This window comes from Maribacter sp. (assembly GCF_049667165.1).
In the GTDB taxonomy this organism is placed as follows: domain Bacteria; phylum Bacteroidota; class Bacteroidia; order Flavobacteriales; family Flavobacteriaceae; genus Maribacter_A.
The window spans coordinates 1-1,792 of record NZ_JBATHS010000306.1 but is presented as its reverse complement, the minus strand read 5'-3'; the positions used below and the strand labels follow the sequence as shown (position 1 = coordinate 1,792).

Here is a 1,792-nt window from a genome sequence, read left to right as displayed (position 1 = left end):
ATCGATATTCACAACATGATATTTCTTTTTGACCGCTTCTTTTGATAGGGCCATGGTCTTGACCATTTCCAAGAACATATCGCACATATGGTGGTAAAAGCCTTTTTCGATCGTATTCAATTCTTGTTTGGATTTATCGGGGAAGACCAATTCCAAATTCTCCCTGACTATTTTTTTACGATATCCAATAACACGATACACCAAAAAATACACAAAATCGGAAAAACCATAAAACAAGGTGTGGGGCAAGATGGAGATAATCCATAATAAAGGGTAAATTAAAATATAGGCAAGTAGCTGCATGAATGTCTTAGTAAACGGCAAATATAGCTATATTTGGGACGAAATTTAATGCTTCAGGATATGTATAATCTTCATATTGCAACTATTGTTATTATTGCCGCCAATGCAATCGCATCCTTAAAGGGGTTTAATGACATCTCCTTTTTTGAACGGTATAAATTCAATATTGGAGCGATAAAAGGCGGGCAAAAAGACAGAATGTTGACCTCTGGTTTTTTGCACGTAGACCTTTCCCATCTCTTGATGAACATGTTTACGCTTTACTTTTTTGCCGATGTGGTCATCACGTGGTTTGGCCCGGTGGAATTTGTAGGAATTTATTTTATCAGCCTCATAGGGGGAAGTTTATTGGCCTTGTTTTTCCATAAGGATGAACCCTATTATAGCGCAGTGGGTGCCAGTGGTGCGGTTACGGGTATTTTGTATGCGGCCATATTATTGCAACCCGATATGCGTTTGGGAATCATGTTCATTCCCATTCCCTTACCCGCCTATGTCTTAGGAATCGGTTACCTGCTATATTCGATTTATGGGATGAAAAAACGATTGGGCAATATAGGTCATACCGCCCATGTTGGAGGGGCCATGGGAGGCTATGTCACTACTTTGTTGTTAAAACCCGATCTTTTGGTAACCGATACCCTAATGGTCATTCTATTGGCCATTCCTATTGTTATCCTATTTGTAATGGAAAAAATGGGAAAAATATAACTTCATAATGTGCTGCCAGTCCTTGGAAACTACAGCCTAACACCTCAATCAGGACTCATAACACGCTACTTTGGCAATTCATCGAAAAAAAAAGCAATGGGATATACGCTTTGACTAATTTTGACGTTTGAATAGTGCCCAAATCGAATAATAACAATTAATCACAATGAAAAAAGTATACCTACTACTTTGGTCAATGGTGTTGCTTGCTGCTTCCTGTAGCGATGAAACCACAGTTTTTAGCGATCCCCAAGATGACCTATCCCTAGAGAAAAACGAACAGATTTTAAATAACAGTGTTGATCTTGGCTATGCCGGTGTTTTGGACATTGCCGATGAGGCGACCATTACCGGTAAATCATCAAGGACCGGCAAGGATGAAATGGCCGGGGATTATCCACTTACCTTAGTGGCACAAATCAGTCCACCTTTTTTTAGCGGGGGAGAGAATTTGACAGCCACGCACGTACATTTAGATGGGAATTATGCCTATGTGTCCTATAATACAGTAGCCGATGGCTATGTGGGTGCCATTGATGTTATTGATATCAGTGACCCTTTAAATCCTAGCGTAAGTTCAAGATTATATTATTCCAATGCGGACATAAACGCCATTGAATATAGTGATGGGTATGTGTATGCCGTTGGTGGTGTTGATTCCGAAAAATCCGTTCGTGCCACATCCAATTCCTTTGTGGCCAAAATACCGGTTTCCAGTGGACGAATGAACGTGGATGCTGGAATAATATACGGTTTTCAAGAAGGCTTCAATAGCACT

At 40.1% G+C, this 1,792-nt stretch carries 2 protein-coding genes and 1 pseudogene; 2 read left to right on the top strand and 1 reads right to left on the bottom strand.

Translation table 11 applies throughout. From position 1 onward, the window contains the following. On the bottom strand, positions 1 to 303 hold a 303-nt coding region (locus WBM98_RS14370), incomplete at its 3' end, for a lysophospholipid acyltransferase family protein (protein ID WP_424366714.1). 60 nt (positions 304 to 363) lie between these two features. Between WBM98_RS14370 and WBM98_RS14365 the strand changes: the two genes are divergently transcribed. Both WBM98_RS14365 and WBM98_RS14360 read left to right on the top strand, forming a co-directional pair. Beyond that, positions 364 to 1,014: a rhomboid family intramembrane serine protease gene (locus tag WBM98_RS14365; protein ID WP_424366715.1), complete on the top strand. Its 651-nt coding sequence runs from the start codon at positions 364 to 366 to the stop codon at positions 1,012 to 1,014. Positions 1,015 to 1,180: 166 nt separating this feature from the next. Then, positions 1,181 to 1,792: pseudogene (locus WBM98_RS14360) on the top strand (hypothetical protein); the annotation flags it as partial.

Excerpts from the sequence above, each read along its gene's own strand:
- WBM98_RS14365 (WP_424366715.1), top strand. The coding sequence starts at position 364 with ATGTATAATCTTCATATTGCAACTATTGTTATTATTGCCGCCAATGCA.